Below are 17114 nucleotides of genomic sequence, written 5' to 3'. Positions count from 1 at the left end.
TTGATTTATTCAATCTATTAGATAGTCGTTGATTATTGGGGTCGCAAGATAAGGAGTTGGGCGGCGACGAATACACCGCGCGAAAGAGGAAACGGCAACAACGAACGCGCGGCGCGAGGCCGCGCCCCGCGTGCGCCTGCGTGCGCTCGTTACACGCTGAACACCGGTTCAGACCGTTTCGGCGGACGTCTCGATCTTCTTCACGCCCGGCAGCTCGCAGGCATGGATCGCTTCGACAATGGCCTCGATCGCCGGCATGCGCGTAAAGCTCTTGCGCCAGGCGAGCACCACGCGGCGGTCCGGCACGGGATCGTCGAACGGCACGTACGAAAGCAGCCCGGCGTCGATACCGCCCGCATGCGGCTTCACCTCGGCCACCGACATGCGCGGCAGCACCGTGATGCCCACGCCGCTCGCGACCATATGGCGAATGGTTTCGAGCGAGGAGCCTTCGAAGGTTTTCTGGATGCCGTCGGCGTTCTGCGAGAAGCGCATCAGTTCGGGGCACACGCCCAGCACGTGATCGCGGAAGCAATGGCCGCTGCCGAGCAGCAACATGGTTTCCTGCTTGAGGTCGTCGGGGTCGATCTTCGCGCGCTGCTCCCACGCGTGACCCGAAGGCAGCGCGACGACGAACGGCTCGTCGTAGAGCGGGCGCAGCGTGAGGCCGGTTTCGGGAAACGGCAGCGCCATGATCGCCACGTCGATCTCGCCCTGCTTGAGCAGTTCGATCAGCTTGAGCGTGTAGTTTTCCTGAAGCATGAGCGGCATCTGCGGGACGCGCTTGATCATCTGCTTCACGAGCGTGGGCAGCAGATACGGCCCGATCGTGTAGATCACGCCCAGCCGCAGCGGCCCGACCAGCGGGTCCTTGCCCTGCTTGGCGATTTCCTTGATGGCGAGCGTTTGTTCGAGCACGCGCTGCGCCTGGGTGACGATCTGCTCGCCGATGGGCGTCACGCTCACCTCGCTCGTGCCGCGCTCGAAGATCTGCACGTTTAGCTCGTCTTCGAGCTTCTTGATGGCGACCGAGAGCGTGGGCTGGCTCACGAAGCAGGCTTCGGCGGCCCGTCCGAAGTGGCGCTCGCGAGCGACGGCAACGATGTATTTCAGTTCTGTGAGCGTCATTGGAGGACCAATTGGGGGAACATCATCAACAATCGAAACGTTGAATCAATAGTTTGTAGTTATACACCGATGAAGGCGATTCGCCAATGACCGGCGCCCATTCAGGGGAGCGATCCCATTCGTCTGACGATTTCGCGGCGTGGGGGTTCCCGCCGGTCCTGGCGCGATTGCGCCCGCCGTAAGCGCGCAAACGTCCTTCAAGCGTTCGCTACGCCGTCGGCGTTACGCCTTCAGATATTGCTCGCGCGCGCCGAGCCAGCGATTCAGATGTTGCGTGACGACGAGCGGATATTCGTGAAGCAGGCGTCCGGCCGCCTCGCGCGCGGGCTCGATCAGCCAGGCGTCGTTTTCGAGGCTCGCGAAGCGCAGCATGGCCGCGCCCGACTGCCTCGCGCCGAGAAATTCGCCCGGGCCGCGAATTTCCAGATCCTTGCGCGCGATCTCGAAACCGTCCGTGGTTTCGCGCATGGTTTGCAGACGCGCGCGCCCCGTGAGCGAGAGCGGCCCCGTGTAGAGCAGCACGCAGACGGAAGCCGCCGTGCCCCGCCCCACGCGCCCGCGCAACTGGTGCAACTGCGCGAGGCCGAAGCGCTCGGCGTGCTCGATCACCATCAGCGAGGCGTTGGGCACGTCCACGCCCACTTCGATCACCGTGGTCGCCACGAGCAACTGCACTTCGTTGCGCGAGAACGCGTCCATCACGGCCGCCTTGTCCGCGGATGCGAGCCGCCCATGCACGAGCCCGACCGCGAGTTCGGGCAGCGCGGCCACGAGCGTTTCGTAGGTCTCCACGGCGGTTTGCAACTGCAAGGTCTCGCTTTCCTCGATCAGCGGACACACCCAGTAGACCTGGCGCCCGGTGAGCGCCGCCGCGCGCACGCGCGCGATCACTTCCTCGCGGCGCGCGTCGGAAACGAGCTTCGTGAGGATCGGCGTGCGGCCCGGCGGCAGTTCGTCGATGGTGGAAACGTCCAGATCCGCGTAATACGTCATGGCGAGCGTGCGCGGGATCGGCGTGGCCGACATCATCAGTTGATGCGGCTGGAACTCGCGGCTGGCTTGATCGGCGGACGGGTTCACCAACCGCGCGTTCTGCGCCTTCGCGCGCAGCGCGAGCCGCTGCTCCACGCCGAAGCGATGTTGTTCGTCGACGATCACGAGACCGAGGCGCGCGAATTCCACGGCGTCCTGAATGATCGCGTGCGTGCCGATCACGAGCTGCGCCGTGCCGAGCGCCGCCGCTTCGAGCGCCGCGCGCTTGTCCTTCGCCTTGAGGCTGCCCGAAAGCCACGCCACCTGCACGCCGAGCGGTTCGAGCCAGCCGCGCAGCTTGCGCGCGTGCTGCTCCGCGAGAATTTCGGTCGGCGCCATGAGCGCGGCCTGATAACCGGCGTCGATGGCCTGGGCGGCCGCGAGCGCCGCGACCACGGTCTTGCCGCTGCCCACGTCGCCTTGCAGCAGACGCTGCATCGGATGCGGTTCTTCGAGGTCGTGCGCGATCTCGCCCACCACGCGCTCCTGCGCGTTCGTGAGCGCGAACGGCAGCGCCGCGCGCAAACGCGCGAGCAGCGTGTCTTCGCTCTTGCGGCCCGCGACGTGGCGCGGCATGGCGGGCGCGGCGCGCGTGCGGCGCTCCTCGTGCGCGCGCTTGAGCGACAACTGTTGCGCGAGCAGTTCCTCGAACTTGATGCGCGTCCACGCGGGGTGCGTGCCGTCGATCAGCGCATGCTCGTCGGCGTCGACGGGCGGATGATGGAGCGTTTTCACGGCGCTCATGAGCGGCGGCACGTCGAGCGGCGCCATGAATTCGGCGGCAATGGGCTCGGGCAGCAGTTCGGGCAGATACGCGCGCGAAAGCGCGTTGTCGATGGCCTTGCGCAAGTACGCCTGGCTCACGCCCGCCGTGGACGGATACACGGGCGTGAGCGCCTGCGGCAGCGGCGTGTCGCCGTCGACGACCTTCACGGCCGGATGCACCATTTCCATGCCGAAAAAACCGCCGCGCACGTCGCCGCGCACGCGCAGACGCTTGCCGATGGCCATCTGCGCGACCTGCGAGCCGTAGAAGTTGAGAAAGCGCAGATGCAGCTCGTCGCCGCGATCGTCGTGCAGTTTCACGACCAGTTGGCGGCGCGGGCGATAGGCGATCTCGTTGTCGAACACCGTGCCTTCGGTTTGCGCCACGCCGCCCGGCAGCAGTTCGCCGATGGGCGTGAGCGTGGTTTCGTCCTCGTAGCGCATGGGCAGATGCAGCACGAGGTCGATGTCGCTGCGCAGGCCGAGCCTGGCGAGGCGGTCGGCGGTTTTGGTGAGCTTCGACTTGTCGGTGCTTTTTTTGTCGATGCTTTTCTTGTCGATGCTCTTTTGGCCTTCGCTCTTTTGGTCCGCGCTCTTTTGGTCCGCGCCTTTTTGGTCCGCGCTTTTTGGGTCCGCGCTTTTTTTGGCTGCGCTCTTTGCCGTGGACTTCTCCGCGGCTTTATCCACGGCGCCTTCAACAGCGCTTTCGGCAACTTTCCCGGCGGTTGTCCTCGCGGCGCGTTTGCGTGCGGGCGCAGCCGCTTGGGCGCTGTCGTCGGCGAGCGGGCGCGAGTCCGGCTGCACGTCGGGCTGCAAACCGGACGCGCGCGCGGTGTCGTCGCCGGAAGAGTCGGCGTCGGACAACAATCGGCTAGCGGACGAGGCGGACGAGGGCATGGGCATTCGCAAGTACAATAACGGCTTTCCGGCATCCGGCGCGGCAACGCGCGCGCGGTCCGAGGGACCGGCGCGACGCACCGGCTTTCGGGCGCATCGCCGCAATCATAGCCGCTCGACGCCGGCTGGCGAGCCTCGCGAGGTCATAAGGGGCGCCATCCGGGGCACGATCCGGCGTAAGAAGCAGGATTTGCGGCGGGATCGAAGCGGCAAGAAGTGCGACAAGAAGCACGGCACGGCCGCGGCAAAAGACGCGGGCGAAGCGCGGCACGGTCGCGGCGAAAGGCGGCGAAAGGCGCGGCAGAAGCACGGCACGCGGCGCGGCATCGAGCACGCGAAGCAAGCGGCACGAAGCACGGCATCGAGCACGGCGCAGAAAGCGGCGGCCAAGCCGCCATCGACGTGCGCGTTGAATGTGGCGTGCGTAAATGTGAATTCGCCGCAACACGCGCCGCAGCGGCGCTGCGAGCGGCATGCGCCGCCGCGCGCCGTCCGCCACGCGCCCTTGCCGACTTGCCGACTTGCCGACTTGCCGACTTGCCGACTTGCCGACTTGCCGACTTGCCGACTTGCCGACTTGCCGACTTGCCGACTTGCGCCGTCGCACCGTTGCGCCGCTCGGCCGCCCACGCCTGCGCTTTGGCGCTTTTCCGTTTTATCAGGCCGCATGTTCAAGCTTTCCGATTTCGATTTCGACCTTCCCGAAGCGCTGATCGCGCAGACCGCGCTGCCCGAGCGCAGCGCGAGCCGCTTGCTGGAAGTGGACAACCGCGTGCAGCCCGCGCGCCTGGCCGACCGCACCGTCGCCGATTTGCCCGCGTGCATCGCGCCCGGCGACCTGCTCGTGTTCAACGATACCAAGGTTCTGAAGGCGCGTTTCTTCGGCCAAAAGGCCAGCGGCGGCAAGATCGAGGTGCTCGTGGAGCGGCTCACGGGCGCGCGCACGGCGCTCGCGCAGATCCGCGCGAGCAAGAGCCCCGGCGAAGGCACGGTGCTGCGTCTCGCCGACGCGTTCGACGTGACCGTGGGCGCGCGCGCCGAGCCGTTCTACACGCTGCATTTCCCCGACGACTGCCTCGCGCTCATCGAACGTCACGGCCGCCTGCCGCTGCCGCCGTACATCACGCACGACGCCGACGACGCCGACGAAGCACGCTATCAAACCGTGTTCGCGCAGAATCCCGGCGCGGTGGCCGCGCCCACGGCGGGCCTGCACTTCGACGATGCGCTGCTCGCGAAACTGGACGCGCAAGGCGTGGAGCGCGCGACGCTCACGCTGCACGTGGGCGCGGGCACGTTCCAGCCGGTGCGCGTGGAGAACATCGACGACCACAAGATGCACAGCGAGTGGTACGAGCTGCCGCAGTCGCTCGTCGACAAGATTGCCGCCACGCGCGCGCGCGGCGGCCGCGTGATTGCCGTGGGCACGACCTCGATGCGCGCGCTCGAAGCCGCCGCGCGCGACGCCGCGAACGAACACCGCGCGCTCGCGGCCACCCAGGCCGAAACCGACATCTTCATCACGCCGGGCTACACGTTCCGCGTGGTCGACCGGCTCGTGACGAACTTCCATTTGCCGAAATCGACGCTCTTGATGCTGGTTTCGGCGTTTGCCGGCATCGAGACGATACGCGCGGCGTACCGGCACGCCATCGCGCAGCGCTACCGCTTCTTCAGTTACGGCGATGCCATGTTGCTCACGCGCACCGATAACGCGCTCGATCAGTAACGCCCACCGCTTTTCCACTGCCGCGCGCGCCCCGTGCGGCAACGTTTTTTCAACTGCGCCGAACTTGCCGACCGGCGTCGGCGCTTTGGCGCCGACGCCGGTCCCACGCAAAGCGCCGGTTGCACAGGAGTCCAACGCATGACCGACGGTCAGCAAAACGCACGCGCCGAACACGGCGCCTATCTCGGCGAAAAGCCGCAAAACGGCCTCAAATTCGAGCTGCTCAACACCGACGGCCTCGCGCGGCGCGGGCGCGTCACGCTCAATCACGGCGTGGTCGAAACGCCCATCTTCATGCCCGTGGGCACCTACGGCACCGTGAAGGCCACGCAGCCGCGCGAACTCGAGGAAATGCACGCGCAGATCATTCTCGGCAACACGTTCCATCTCTGGCTGCGTCCGGGGCTGGAAGTGATCGAGGCGCACGGCGGCCTGCATCGCTTCATGGGCTGGAACCGGCCGATCCTCACCGATTCGGGCGGCTTCCAGGTGTTCTCGCTCGGCGACCTGCGCAAGATTTCGGAGGACGGCGTGCGCTTCGCCTCGCCCGTCAACGGCGACAAGCTGTTTCTCTCGCCCGAAGTGTCGATGCAGATCCAGAAGGTGCTGAACTCCGACATCGTCATGCAGTTCGACGAATGCACGCCCTACGCGACCAACGGCGTGCCCACCACGCACCAGGAAGCCGCCGACTCCATGCGCATGTCGATGCGCTGGGCGAAGCGCTCCATCGACGAATTCAACCGGCTCGGCAACCCGAATGCGCTTTTCGGCATCGTGCAGGGCGGCATGTTCGAGGACCTGCGCGACGAATCGCTCGCGGGGCTCGGTGAAATGCCGTTCCACGGCTACGCGATCGGCGGCCTTTCCGTCGGCGAGCCGAAGGAGGACATGATGCGCGTGCTCGAGCACATCGCGCCGAAGCTGCCCGCCGACAAGCCGCACTACCTGATGGGCGTGGGCACGCCGGAGGACCTGGTGGCGGGCGTGGCCGCGGGCGTCGACATGTTCGACTGCGTGATGCCCACGCGCAACGCGCGCAACGGCTGGATCTTCACGCGCCACGGCGACATCAAGATCCGCAACGCCGTGCATCGCAACTCGCTGCGCCCGCTCGACGAGCAATGCGGCTGCTACACCTGCCGCCACTTCACGCGCGGCTACCTGCATCACCTGCACCGCGTGGGCGAGATTCTCGGCGCGCAGCTCAACACGATCCACAATCTGCACTACTACCTGGAACTGATGAGCGAGATGCGCGCGGCGATCGAAACCCAAACTTTCGCGGCGTTCCGCCAACGCTTTGCCGCGCAACGCGCGCGCGGCACGGACTGACGCCGCGCGCATAACTTACAATTGCCTTTCTCGACGATGGCGCGGCGGCGCGCCCCGCGCCCGGCCGCTTTCGCGTAAATGCTTGATCGCAAAGCCCATTTGGCGTCATCGTCGCGACGAATGCCGGTGGTAGAATAACCGGCTTGCTTTTTGTGATCGTTCGTATAAACGGAGAGACCAACGTGTCGTTCATTACCAATGCCTTCGCTCAAGGCTCCGCCGCCGGTGGCGCTGAATCGAGCCTGATGAGCTTCCTGCCGCTGATCCTGATGTTCGCCGTGCTGTACTTCATCATGATCCGCCCGCAGATGAAGCGCCAGAAGGAACATCGCAACATGCTCGCGGCCATGGCCAAGGGCGACGAAGTCATCACGAGCGGCGGCATCGTCGGCAAGATCACCAAGGTCGGCGAAGCCTACGTCGGCGTCGAAGTGTCGGACGGCAACGAAATCACCGTCCAGAAGTCGTCGGTCTCGACCATCCTGCCGAAGGGCACGATCAAGTCGCTGTAAGGGCGTTGCGCGTGCTTTCCCTTACCGGCGCCAGGCACGCAAACGCACGGCCTCGTGCGTCCGGCCCCGCCTTCACGCCCAGGCGAGAACATCCCGGCCGGCCGGACGCGCGATTCGAAGCGGCCATTTCCCTCCCCCGTTGGGCCAACCAATGAACCGTTATCCCCTCTGGAAATATGTCGTGATGCTGGTGGCGCTCGTCATCGGCTTCATGTACACATTGCCCAATTTCTTCGGCGAAGCGCCCGCCGTCCAGGTGTCGAGCGGCAAAGCCACCGTCAAGCTCGACTCGGGCACGCTCGCGCAGGTCGAAGCCGCGGTCGCCGCGAGCCACATCAAGGCCGACGACGTCACCTTCGACAATTCGTCGATGAACGCGAACATCCGCGTGCGCGTCGCCGACACGGACACGCAGTTGCGTCTGAAAGACGCACTCAACAAGGCGCTCAACGCCGACCCGACCGATCCGCAGTACATCGTCGCGCTGAATCTGCAAAGCGCCTCGCCGCGCTGGCTGACGGCGCTGCACGCGCTGCCGATGTACCTCGGTCTCGACCTGCGCGGCGGCGTGCATTTCCTGCTGCAAGTCGACATGAACGGCGCGCTCAACAAGAAGCTCGACTCCGACGCTTCCGACGTGCGCTCGCTGCTGCGCGACAAGGGCCTGCGCGACGGCGGCGTGAACCGCGTCGGCCAGACCGTGGTGGTCAATTTCGCCGATGCCGCCGTCGCCGACCAGGCGCGCAGCCTGCTTTCGGGCACGGGCGGCGTGAGCGAACTCGTGTGGTCGCAGCAGAACGCGCCCGAGGGCGGCTTCCAGCTCGTCGGCACCTTCACGCCGGCCGTGAAGAAGGCGGTGCAGGACGCCGCGCTCAAGCAGAACATCACCACGCTGCACAACCGCGTGAACGAACTGGGCGTGTCCGAGCCCGTCATCCAGCAGCAAGGCGACGACCGCATCGTGGTCGAACTGCCGGGCGTGCAGGACACCGCGAAGGCCAAGGACATCATCGGCCGCACGGCCACGCTCGAAGCGCGCCTCGCCGACCCGAACGGCCTGCACCCGAATCCGGGCGACCCGGTGCCGCCGGGCGACGAACTCTTCACGCAAGGCAACGCCGCGCCGGTGCTGCTGCGCAAGGCCGTGATCTTCACGGGCGACCGCATCATCGACGCCTCGGCGGGCTTCGACGAGCATCAGCGCCCCTCGGTCAACATCCGTCTCGATTCGGCGGGCGGGCGCGCGGTGCGCTCGGTCTCGCGCGACAACATCGGCAAACCGATGGCGATGGTGCTGTTCGAGAAGGGCAAGGGCGAAGTGCTGACGGTCGCCACCATCCAGTCGGAACTGGGCGACCGCTTCCAGATCACGGGCCAGCCCACGCCGCAGGCCGCCGCCGACCTCGCGCTGCTGCTGCGCGCCGGTTCGCTCGCGGCGCCCATGGACATCATCGAAGAACGCACGGTCGGCCCGAGCCTTGGCGCGGACAACATTCGCAAGGGCTTCGACTCGGTGGTCTACGGCTTCGCCGCCATCGCCGTGTTCATGCTCGTCTACTACCTGCTGTTCGGCCTGATCTCCATGATCGGTCTTTCGGTGAACCTGCTCCTGCTCGTGGCCGTGCTCTCCATGATGCAGGCCACGCTCACGCTGCCCGGCATCGCCGCCATCGCGCTCGCGCTGGGCATGGCCATCGACGCGAACGTGCTCATCAACGAGCGCGTGCGCGAGGAACTGCGCAACGGCGCGCCGCCGCAACTGGCCATCCAGAACGGCTACGCGCACGCGTGGGCGACCATTCTCGACTCGAACGTGACCACGCTCATCGCCGGCCTCGCGCTGCTCGCATTCGGCTCCGGCCCGGTGCGCGGCTTCGCGATCGTGCACTGCATCGGCATTCTCACGTCGATGTTCTCGGCCGTGTTCTTCTCGCGCGGGCTCGTGAACCTCTGGTACGGCGGCAAGAAGAAGCTCAAGTCGCTGGCCGTGGGCCAGGTCTGGCGTCCCGAGCCCGAAGCGGCGGCCGCGCCCGCGCTGAGCGCCGGCGACGCGGGCACCGGCACGGGCCGTGCCGTGAGCGCCAACGCCGCCGTGGCGAAGCGCGAAACGGCCCGGGCCGGCGCGAAAGCCGGCAATGCCGGCGGCGCGCGCGCGAAGCCGCAGGTGCGCCGCCGCAACGATCCGAACGGTCCCGGCAATCCGGGTTCGTCCCGCTGATACGGAGTCATAGATCATGGAATTTTTCCGCATCCGCAAGGACATCCCGTTCATGAAGCACGCGTTGATCTTCAACGCGATCTCCTTCATCACGTTCATCGCCGCGGTGTTCTTCCTGTTTCACCGCGGCCTGCACCTGTCGATCGAATTCACGGGCGGCACGGTCATCGAAGTGCAGTATCCGCAGGCGGTGCCGCTCGAACCGGTGCGCGACTCGCTCGCGAAGATCGGCTACGGCGACGCGCAGGTGCAGAACTTCGGCACCTCGCGCGACGTGCTGATCCGTCTGCCGATCAAGCAGGGGCTTTCGTCGGCGCAGCAGAGCGATCAGGTGATGAACACGCTCAAGGCCGACAACGCGCAGGTGCAGTTGCAGCGCGTGGAATTCGTCGGTCCGCAGGTCGGCAAGGAACTCGCCACCGACGGCCTGCTCGCGCTCGCGTGCGTGGTGGCGGGCATCATCCTCTATCTGTCGTTCCGCTTCGAATGGAAATACGCCGTGGCCGGCGTGATCGCGAACCTGCACGACGTGGTGATCATTCTCGGCTTCTTCGCGTTCTTCCAGTGGGAGTTCTCGCTTTCCGTGCTGGCCGCCGTGCTCGCGGTGCTCGGCTATTCGGTGAACGAATCGGTCGTGATCTTCGACCGGATTCGCGAGACCTTCCGCCGCGAACGCAAGATGACGGTCACGCAGGTCATCAACCACGCGATCACGAGCACGATGTCGCGAACCATCATCACCCACGGCTGTACGGAAATGATGGTGCTTTCGATGTTCTTCTTCGGCGGCCCGACGCTGCACTATTTCGCGCTGGCGCTGACGGTGGGCATTCTGTTCGGCATCTACTCGTCGGTGTTCGTGGCGGCCTCGCTTTCGATGTGGCTCGGCGTGAAGCGCGAGGATCTCATCAAGGAAAAGAAGGACAAGTACGATCCGAACGATCCGAACGCGGGCGCGCAGGTCTAAGCGCTCCGCTTCCCCGTTGCGTTCGTGGTCGCGCCGTTTCGTCGGCACGACATGCAAAAGCCGGTTCTCGCGAACCGGCTTTTTTCGTTCTGGCGCAGGCCGCGAGCGCTTATTTGCGCGCCACGACGATATGAAATTTGATCAGCACTTCGTCGGCGACCACGGAGGTGTCCTTCCACTGCCCCGTGCCGATGTCGAACGCCGAGCGATGCACGGGCAGCGTGCCGTCGAAGGTCTGCATCGCGCCTTGCTGCGTGAGCACGACGGGAACCGAAACGTCTTCCGTGTGCCCCTTGATGGTGAGCTTGCCGTCCACGCGGTACTGGTTCGGCGCGGTCGGCACGATCGCGGTCGAGCTGAATATCGCCTGCGGAAACGCCTTCGCGTCGAACCATTGCGCGCCGCGCACGGAGTCGTTGTAGGTCTGGTCGCCGAGATCGTAGCTGCCCGTATCCACCACGAGGCGCGCCGTGCCGCCCGCGGGCTTCGCGGGATCGAAGGCGATCCGCGCATCGAACTTCGTGAAGCTGCCCTGCACCGCCACGCCCATCTGCCGCGACACCGCGACAATCGTGCTGGCCGTCGTTTCCAGTTGCGCGCGCGCCGCGCCGGCCGCGCACCATGCCGCGCCGAACATGGCGAGCGTGACGACGCCGCGCGCCGCCGCGCCATGCCGATAAGAATGCCTCCACCCCGCTAATGCTTTCATGCTTGACTCGCTTGTCCTCGCCGACGGCTGCGTTGTTATCTGCTCGTGATCTGCTCGTGATCCGCGGCGATGCCGTGGATAGCTCGCGTGCGATCGGCCCACGGCCGCGCCGCCATGCGAGAAAGATAATCCATTCGCGTGACTGCAAACATTCCGACGACGGCGGCGCGCGCATAAACGCAGCGCGGTTGGTTACGCCGCATTACCGCGCCCCCCCGCCGCGGAATACATTCAGGGGTCAAAACGTGGCACACTCGCAAGCCTCGCGGCACGCCGCTTGCGCTGCTGCCCGGCCCCGCCACGGCGCTGCCCTTTCGCCTGGCCGCGTCGGCGAGAGCCGTTTTGGTAACATGGCCGCGAGGCGCTCCGCGTAACCCGTGACATGCGCGCGAGGCGCCGCGCGCCTTTCGCTCATGTCGTTTTGCGTCACCTGCCCGCATGGCCCAGGACAAATTGATCGCGTGTCACGATTGCGACGCGCTCTTCCGAAAACCGCGCCTGCTCGGCCGCCAGAGCGCGCGTTGCCCGCGCTGCGGCGCCACGCTCTACAGCAGCGCGTCCGCGCAGCTCGACCGCATCTGCGCGATCACGGTCGCGGCGCTCGTCACGTTCATCATCGCGCAGTCGTTTCCGATCATCGAACTCGACGCCAACGGCATCACCACCGAATCGAGCCTGTTCGGCGCACTCGTCGTGCTCTGGCAGGAAGGCATGCAGGTGGTCGCCGTGATGGTGTTCTGCGCAACCGTGCTGTTCCCGCTCACTGAAATGGTGGCGCTCCTCTACGTGCTGCTGCCGGTGCGGCGCGGCTATATTCCGCCCGGCTTCGACCTGGTGCTGCGCGCCATCCAGTTCGTGCGGCCGTGGGGCATGCTCGAAGTGTTCATGCTCGGCGTGCTCATTACCATCGTGAAGATGGTGAGCCTCGCGCGCGTGATTCCCGAAACCGCGCTGTTCGCGTTCGGCGTGCTCACGCTGATGTTCACCGTGGTCGTCACCTTCGATTCGCGCACGCTCTGGGACATCGCCGACGGCTTGCGCGACGCCGCGCGCGCGCCCCGGGAAGGCGGCGCCGGACCCGGCAACCCGGGCGGCGGCCTGCCCGGCACGCCGCCGGCGCCCGCGCTGCCCGGCGCGCCGGCACCTGTCGCGCGCGAAGCCAATGAAACCGGCGTTGCGAAAGCGAGCGGCACGGTGCAGCCTTTTCCGGGCACGCTCGCCGAACCCGAGATCCGCGACCCCGGCGCGCCCGCGCAGGGAACGACGAGCGCTGCCGCGCCGCCGCGCCCGCCCGGCAAGCCCGCACACTGAGGCGCCCGATGAAATTCCACACCGCCCACGAATCCGGCTATGTCTCCTGCCACGCGTGCGGCCACGTCCAGCCGCACGTGGAGCCGGATGCCGCGCAGGCGCGCCAGCACGCTCACGAACGCTGCGAGCGCTGCCGCTCGCCCATGCACGCGCGCCATCCCGACAGCGTCGCGCGCACGTGGGCGCTGCTGATCGCCGCGGCGCTGCTCTACATTCCCGCGAATCTGCTGCCCGTGATGCACACGGCCTCGCTCGTCGGCGACGAGGACGACACCATCATGAGCGGCGTCGTCTACTTCTGGACCTCGGGCGACTGGCCGCTCGCCGTGATCGTTTTTATCGCGAGCATTCTCGTGCCGATGCTCAAGCTTTCCGTTCTCGCGCTGCTCGCCTTCACCGCGCAACGCCGCTCGACCTGGCGGCCCGTCGAGCGCACGAAGCTTTACCGCATCGTCGAATTCATCGGACGCTGGTCGATGCTGGACATCTTCGTCGTTACGCTTACCGTGGCGCTGGTACGCTTTCAGTCGCTTGCGGTGATCACGGCGGGGCCGGGCGCGATCGCGTTCGGCTCGGTCGTGATCCTGACGATGATCGCCTCGATGCAATTCGATCCGCGCCTGATCTGGGACCCGGTGGACGAAGACAAACACAAACCCGCGCAACTCACTCAGGACCACCCTCATGAATAGCCCGAAAGGACCGACCCCGCCAGCGGGTGGCGGACCGCTCCCGCCCAGCCTGCCCGAGCCGCAGATCGTCAAGCCCAGGCGCTGGCTGCCCTCGCTCGTGTGGATCGTGCCGCTCGTCGCCGCGTTGATCGGCGTGGCGCTCGTGGTCAAATCGGTCGCCACGCGCGGCCCGACCATCACCATCAGCTTTTCCAGCGCCGAAGGCCTCGAGCCCGGCAAGACCAAGGTCAAGTACAAGGACGTCGACATCGGCTCGGTGCGCACGATCAAGCTCTCGCCGAACCTTTCGCACGTGATCGTCACCGTGGAACTCACGAAGGACGCCGAAGCGTTCGCCGTGAAGGACAGCCGCTTCTGGGTCGTCAAGCCGCGCGTGGGCGCGAGCGGCGTCTCGGGCCTGAGCACGCTGCTCTCGGGCTCATACATCGGCGCGGACGCCGGGCGCTCGCAGGAATCGCAAAGCGAATTCACCGGCCTCGAAGCGCCGCCCGCCGTCACCGTCGACGAGAAAGGCCATCGCTACACGCTGCATAGCTCGACGCTCGGCTCGCTCGACATCGGCACGCCGATCTTCTTCCGCCGCATCCAGGTGGGCCAGGTGACGGGCTATTCGCTCGACAAGGACGGCACGGGCGTGACGGTGCAGGTGTTCGTGAGCGCGCCTTACGACCAGTACGTGGGCACCAACACGCGCTGGTGGCACGCGAGCGGCGTGAACGTGCAGCTCGACTCCAGCGGCATCAAGGTCAACACGCAGTCGCTCGCGACCATCGTGGTGGGCGGCCTCGCGTTCCAGGCGCCGGCCGGCCAGCCGACCGGCCCGCAAGCGCCCGACAACGCCACCTTCAACCTCGCCTCGGACGAAAACGAAGCGATGCGCGAGCCCGACGGCGCGCCGGTGCGCGTGGTGATGTACTTCAACCAGTCGCTGCGCGGGCTGTCGGTGGGCGCGCCGGTGGACTTCCGCGGCATCGCGCTCGGCCAGGTGACCGACATCGGCATCGAATACGACGCGAAGGCGCACAACTTCACCATGCCGGTGACGATGGACCTGTATCCGCTGCGCCTGTCGCGCCGCACGCGAGGCGAGGCGCCCGAGCCGCATACGCCGCAGAGCCAGGATCTGATCAAGCGGCTCGTCGCGCGCGGCCTGCGCGGCCAGTTGCGCACGGGCAACCTGATCACGGGCCAGCTCTACATCGCGCTCGACATCTTCCCGAAGGCGGGTCCGGCGAAGGTCGATCTCGACCACGAGCCGATCGAACTGCCGACGGTGCCGAACTCGCTCGAAGAGTTGCAGCAGCAGGTCGCGGACATCACGAAGAAGCTCAACAAGATTCCGTTCGACAAGATAGGCAACAATCTGAACGAGTCGCTCGTGAACGCCAACAAGCTGTTCGCGCAGGTGAACGACCAGGTGCTGCCGCAGATGCGCGGCACGCTCGACGAAGCGCAAAAGACCTTCGCCGCGGCGCAGTCCACCTTGCAGCAGGATTCGCCGCTGCAATCGGACGTGCATCAGGCGATGCAGGAACTCACGCGCACGCTGCAATCGCTCAACTCGCTCTCGGACTACCTGGAGCGCCATCCCGAATCGCTGCTACGCGGCAAATCAGGAGACAAGCCATGACGTTCCGACGTGTCCCCTTCGGCTTCGCGGCGGCAACCGCTTCGCTCGCGCTGACGGCGCTGCTCGCGGGCTGCGCGTCGCCCGCGAGCAACTTCTACACGCTCAGCCCGACCGGCGACGCCTCGCGCGCTTCGGCCGCCACGCCGGCCGCGACCACGGCCGGCAATCCGTCGATGCTGATCGAACTCGCGCCGGTGGAAGTTCCGCCGCAAGTCGCGAAGGCGCAGTTCGTGGTGCAAACCGACGCCAACCAGGTGCGCGTGCTCGAACAGGAGCGCTGGGCCTCGCTGCCCGGCGACGAAATCCGCCGCGCGCTTTCGGGCGATCTCACGCAAGCGCTCAACACCATCGACGTGTACGGTTCGCCGCATCCCGCGGGCGTGCCCGTGTACCGCGTGAGCGTGAACGTGCAGCGCTTCGAGTCGTGGCCCGGCTCGCACGCGCTCGTCGACGCCGTGTGGAGCGTGCGCTCGCTCGACTCGCAAACCGTCATGACGTGCCGCAGCACACTCGACGAACCGGTGAGCGGCGGCTACGACGCGTTGGTGATGGGGCACCGGCGCGCGATTGCGGCGCTTTCGGACGCGATTGCGAGCGGCGTGCGCGCGCTGGCGGCGGCGCCGCGCCTGAGCGTTTCCGGCACGCCGGGCGGCGCGAAACCGGCGGCGCAAAAGGCGAAACCGGCGGGCGTGGCGTGTCCGCAGGTGCTGGCCGGCGCGGCGGGCGGTTAATGTCGCCGGGGAGGCCGCCGCGGAAGCCACCGCGGAGGCCGCCGGGAAGGCCGCACGCCGCAACGCGCGTACAATAGCGCCTTCCTCGCTGCGTCCGCATTCTCCCTCATGTCTTTCGACTTTTTTGCCCCCTGCCCGCGCGGCCTCGAAGCCGCGCTCGTCTCCGAACTGATCGAGACCGCCAAAAACCGCCTGCCGCCCGGCGCGCTCTCGGTCGGCAACGAGGTGCCCGGCGGCGTGCATTTTCGCGGCAACTGGGCCGGCGGCATGGCCGCGAACCTGCATTCGCGCATCGCGAGCCGCGTGCTGCTGAAAATCGCACAGCGTCCGTACCGCAGCGAAAACGACATCTACGAACTCGCGCGCGAGCAGCGCTGGGACCAGTGGTTCACGCCCAACGAAACGCTGCGCGTGGACATCACCGCGATCAAGTCGCCGCTGCGTAGCCTCGAATTCGCCACGCTGCGCGTGAAGGACGGCATCTGCGACCGCATGCGCGACAAGGCCGGCGCGCGCCCGAGCATCGACACCGCGTACCCCGACGTGCGCGTGTTCGCTTTCCTCACGGCAACCGACTGCACGCTCTATCTCGACACCTCCGGCGAGCCGCTGTTCAAGCGCGGCTGGCGTCTCGACAAGGGCGCGGCGCCGCTGCGCGAAAATCTCGCCGCGGGCATTCTGCGCCTCACGGGCTGGACCGCCGGCACGCCGCTTTACGATCCGATGTGCGGCAGCGGCACGTTCCTCGCCGAAGCCGCGCAGGTCGCGCTCGACATCGCGCCGGGCCTCGACCGCAGCTTCGGCTTCGAGCGGCTCAAGCAGGCCGAAATGGCCGCGTGGCGTCATCTGAAAAGCGAGGCGAATACCGCGCGCAACCTCGCGCAGAGCGGCAAGCCCGATTTGCTGATTTTCGGCAGCGACATTTCCGACGTCATGCTCGACAAGGCGCGCGCGAACTTCAAGCGCGCGGGCTTCGGCAATGTGCCGCTCAAGCAGCTCGACGCGCGCAACATGACGCCGCCCGCCGACGGCCCCGGCATTCTGGTGGCGAATCCGCCGTACGGCGAGCGTATCGAAGTGCGCGGCCGCAACGCGCGCGGCGAGGCGCGACCGACCGCGCGCGAGCTGCGCGGCGACGACGACGGTTTCCGCCGCGTTCAGGACGACGCGCCCGACGCCGAGTTCTTCCACGCCCTCGGCGACGCGCTCAAGCAGCGCTTCACCAACTGGCGCGCGTTCGTCCTCACGTCCGACCGCAAGCTGCCGGGCCAGTTGCGCCTGCGCGAGTCGGCCAAGACGCCGCTCTACAACGGCGCGCTCGAATGCCGCCTGTTCCGCTTCGATCTGATCGCGGGCAGCGTGCGTCAGCGTCCCGCGCAATCCGCCTCGCCGGCGGATAAAAACAGCGACGCGCAGTAAGTCCGGCGCAAAGAAAAATGGCGGCTCGAAGCCGCCATT

13 protein-coding genes are annotated in these 17114 nt (G+C 66.8%); 10 read left to right on the top strand and 3 right to left on the bottom strand.

The features are described from left to right. Positions 1-168 precede the first annotated feature (168 nt). Entirely contained in the window at positions 169-1128 is a 960-nt protein-coding gene (locus U5805_RS27620; RefSeq protein ID WP_322106688.1) for a hydrogen peroxide-inducible genes activator, read from the bottom strand. Between the two features lie 222 nt (positions 1129-1350). Continuing rightward, the gene (gene recG / locus U5805_RS27615) at positions 1351-3828 is read right to left on the bottom strand and encodes an ATP-dependent DNA helicase RecG (RefSeq protein WP_415914678.1); all 2478 of its coding nucleotides are present in this window, start codon (positions 3826-3828) and stop codon (positions 1351-1353) included. A 661-nt stretch (positions 3829-4489) separates the two neighbouring features. Between recG and queA the strand changes: the two genes are divergently transcribed. The 5 genes from queA to secF all read left to right on the top strand — a co-directional run bounded on the left by queA (position 4490) and on the right by secF (position 10583). Continuing rightward, positions 4490-5551 (top strand): tRNA preQ1(34) S-adenosylmethionine ribosyltransferase-isomerase QueA, encoded by a 1062-nt coding sequence (gene queA, locus U5805_RS27610; RefSeq protein WP_322106686.1) that lies wholly within the window; start codon positions 4490-4492, stop codon positions 5549-5551. A 138-nt stretch (positions 5552-5689) separates the two neighbouring features. Then, entirely contained in the window at positions 5690-6886 is a 1197-nt protein-coding gene (gene tgt / locus U5805_RS27605; protein WP_322106685.1) for a tRNA guanosine(34) transglycosylase Tgt, read from the top strand. 182 nt (positions 6887-7068) lie between these two features. Next, positions 7069-7398, top strand: a complete 330-nt coding sequence (gene yajC / locus U5805_RS27600; protein WP_158948345.1) for a preprotein translocase subunit YajC — start codon at positions 7069-7071, stop codon at positions 7396-7398. Positions 7399-7549: 151 nt separating this feature from the next. After that, positions 7550-9616, top strand: coding sequence for a protein translocase subunit SecD (gene secD / locus U5805_RS27595; RefSeq protein ID WP_322106684.1), 2067 nt, complete (start codon positions 7550-7552; stop codon positions 9614-9616). Positions 9617-9632: 16 nt separating this feature from the next. Further along, entirely contained in the window at positions 9633-10583 is a 951-nt protein-coding gene (gene secF, locus U5805_RS27590; RefSeq protein ID WP_322106683.1) for a protein translocase subunit SecF, read from the top strand. 109 nt (positions 10584-10692) lie between these two features. Here secF and U5805_RS27585 read toward each other — a convergent pair whose 3' ends face one another. Continuing rightward, positions 10693-11220 carry a YceI family protein gene (locus U5805_RS27585; protein ID WP_322106714.1) on the bottom strand — a complete coding sequence of 176 codons (528 nt, stop codon included), beginning with the start codon at positions 11218-11220 and terminating at the stop codon, positions 10693-10695. A 510-nt stretch (positions 11221-11730) separates the two neighbouring features. On the opposite strand from U5805_RS27585, the gene U5805_RS27580 reads away from it, so the two are divergent. From U5805_RS27580 to U5805_RS27560, 5 genes are all read left to right on the top strand, one after another. Next, complete coding sequence (locus U5805_RS27580; RefSeq protein WP_322106682.1) at positions 11731-12603, top strand: paraquat-inducible protein A; 873 nt, start codon at positions 11731-11733, stop codon at positions 12601-12603. Between the two features lie 8 nt (positions 12604-12611). Further along, positions 12612-13295 (top strand): paraquat-inducible protein A, encoded by a 684-nt coding sequence (locus tag U5805_RS27575; RefSeq protein ID WP_322106681.1) that lies wholly within the window; start codon positions 12612-12614, stop codon positions 13293-13295. Further along, positions 13288-14925 carry an intermembrane transport protein PqiB gene (locus tag U5805_RS27570; RefSeq protein ID WP_322106680.1) on the top strand — a complete coding sequence of 546 codons (1638 nt, stop codon included), beginning with the start codon at positions 13288-13290 and terminating at the stop codon, positions 14923-14925. The genes U5805_RS27575 and U5805_RS27570 overlap by 8 nt, the downstream gene beginning before the upstream one ends. Next, entirely contained in the window at positions 14922-15656 is a 735-nt protein-coding gene (locus U5805_RS27565; protein WP_322106679.1) for a PqiC family protein, read from the top strand. Before U5805_RS27570 ends, U5805_RS27565 begins: the two co-directional genes overlap by 4 nt. A 108-nt stretch (positions 15657-15764) precedes the next feature. Beyond that, positions 15765-17075 (top strand): class I SAM-dependent RNA methyltransferase, encoded by a 1311-nt coding sequence (locus U5805_RS27560; RefSeq protein WP_322106678.1) that lies wholly within the window; start codon positions 15765-15767, stop codon positions 17073-17075. Positions 17076-17114: the final 39 nt, after the last annotated feature.

Source organism: Paraburkholderia sp. J41 (assembly GCF_905220235.1).
Taxonomy (GTDB): Bacteria; Pseudomonadota; Gammaproteobacteria; order Burkholderiales; family Burkholderiaceae; genus Paraburkholderia.
Note: the sequence above shows the minus strand (reverse complement) of the source record. Positions and strands in the feature narration are given on the sequence as shown.

Excerpts from the sequence above, each read along its gene's own strand:
- U5805_RS27620 (WP_322106688.1), bottom strand. The coding sequence starts at position 1,128 with ATGACGCTCACAGAACTGAAATACATCGTTGCCGTCGCTCGCGAGCGC.
- recG (WP_415914678.1), bottom strand. The coding sequence starts at position 3,828 with ATGCCCATGCCCTCGTCCGCCTCGTCCGCTAGCCGATTGTTGTCCGAC.
- queA (WP_322106686.1), top strand. The coding sequence starts at position 4,490 with ATGTTCAAGCTTTCCGATTTCGATTTCGACCTTCCCGAAGCGCTGATC.
- tgt (WP_322106685.1), top strand. The coding sequence starts at position 5,690 with ATGACCGACGGTCAGCAAAACGCACGCGCCGAACACGGCGCCTATCTC.
- secD (WP_322106684.1), top strand. The coding sequence starts at position 7,550 with ATGAACCGTTATCCCCTCTGGAAATATGTCGTGATGCTGGTGGCGCTC.
- secF (WP_322106683.1), top strand. The coding sequence starts at position 9,633 with ATGGAATTTTTCCGCATCCGCAAGGACATCCCGTTCATGAAGCACGCG.
- U5805_RS27585 (WP_322106714.1), bottom strand. The coding sequence starts at position 11,220 with ATGTTCGGCGCGGCATGGTGCGCGGCCGGCGCGGCGCGCGCGCAACTG.
- U5805_RS27580 (WP_322106682.1), top strand. The coding sequence starts at position 11,731 with ATGGCCCAGGACAAATTGATCGCGTGTCACGATTGCGACGCGCTCTTC.
- U5805_RS27575 (WP_322106681.1), top strand. The coding sequence starts at position 12,612 with ATGAAATTCCACACCGCCCACGAATCCGGCTATGTCTCCTGCCACGCG.
- U5805_RS27570 (WP_322106680.1), top strand. The coding sequence starts at position 13,288 with ATGAATAGCCCGAAAGGACCGACCCCGCCAGCGGGTGGCGGACCGCTC.
- U5805_RS27565 (WP_322106679.1), top strand. The coding sequence starts at position 14,922 with ATGACGTTCCGACGTGTCCCCTTCGGCTTCGCGGCGGCAACCGCTTCG.
- U5805_RS27560 (WP_322106678.1), top strand. The coding sequence starts at position 15,765 with ATGTCTTTCGACTTTTTTGCCCCCTGCCCGCGCGGCCTCGAAGCCGCG.